Origin of the sequence: Spirillospora sp. NPDC049024, assembly GCF_040649235.1 — a bacterium.
Lineage (GTDB): Bacteria > Actinomycetota > Actinomycetes > Streptosporangiales > Streptosporangiaceae > Spirillospora.
On sequence record NZ_JBEZFD010000063.1, the window covers coordinates 1 to 1311 of the forward strand.

1 protein-coding gene is annotated in these 1311 nt (G+C 68.5%); it reads right to left on the reverse strand.

The genetic code is table 11. From position 1 onward, the window contains the following. The coding region (locus tag AB0C21_RS43315; protein ID WP_500212347.1) for an IS110 family RNA-guided transposase at positions 1-1061 on the reverse strand (1061 nt) is incomplete at its 3' end. Between the last annotated feature and the right edge of the window lie 250 nt (positions 1062-1311).

The following is a 1311-nucleotide window of genomic DNA, read 5'->3' on the forward strand; positions in this document are numbered from 1 at the left end:
GCGCGGACGTGCCGATCGTGCAGCAGGGCGCAGGACGCCTGCATGTGCAGGGCGTCGACGAGGCGGTCGTTGTGGACGAACCGGGCGTGGACGGTGCGCATCTTGCCCGACTGGCGGGTGATCGGAGACGTTCCGGCGTAGTTCTTGCGTGCCTTCGCTGAGGCGTAGCGGCCTTGGGCGTCTCCGAACTCGGCGAGCACCCGGGCACCGAGGATCACGCCCACTCCGGGCTGGGAGAGGATGATCTCAGCGTCCGGGTGCCGGCCAAAATGCGCCTCGACCTCGCCCTCGAGGGACTTGATCTCGCTGTTGAGGACGGTGACGATCGCGACCAGCGACCTCACCGTGGCAGCGTAGGCGGTCGTGACCAACGGTGCTTGCCCGAGGTACTCGGCGCGCAGGACGTCCTGGATCGCCGTGGCTTTGCCCTCGATGTCGCGGCGGCCCTTCAGGCAGGCCGCGATCTGGGAGATCGTCAGCTTCGCCGCGGCCTCGGGCGTGGGCGCCTTGACCAGCAGCCTCAGCACCGCGTCGCTGGTGAGGTCCAAGGGCTTGTAGGCGGCCAGAGCAGCGGGGAAGTAGTCCCGCAACGCCACCCGAAGGCGGAGCATGTGGCGGGTCCGTTCCCAGATCAGTGTCTGATGCGCCCTGGTGACGACCTTGACCGCCTCGGCGATCTCGGAGTCGGCGGCGACCTCGCGCAACTGGTGACGACGGGTGCGGATCATGTCGGCCAGGCCATGGGCGTCACCCCTGTCGCTCTTGGCCCCCGAGCTGCCCAGGATCTCCCGGTGCCGGGCCGCCTGCTTGGGATCGACGCCGAACACCCGGTACCCGGCCGCGACCAGCGCCCGCACCCACGGACCCCGATCGACCTCGATGCACACCAGCACCTCCGAAGGCTCGGCGTCGTCGGCGACGAACCGGCCGACCAGGTCGTGGAACCGGGCGATCCCGGCCATGCCCTCGGCCAGCCGGGCCCGCTTGACCACCTTGCCGGCCTCGTCCTGGACCTCGATGTCGTGATGATCCTCAGCCCAGTCATCCCCGACGAACAGCACGCAGACCTCCAACCTCGACAACGGGGGCACAAGCAGCCCGCAGGAGCGCGTCGGCGACCTAATGGACCAGTGCTCACCCCAACCCTCGAGGGCACGACATCCCATCAGCGATCAACAGCCCCTGACCACCGGCGAGGGCACGATCTGACCCCAGGACTCCAAGGTCCAGGTGATAAAAGTGCTCACTCACCAGCGGCTACCAGGCACCGAGTCTGCCAGCGGCGGCCGACCCGGTAGCTCCCATTAGGTG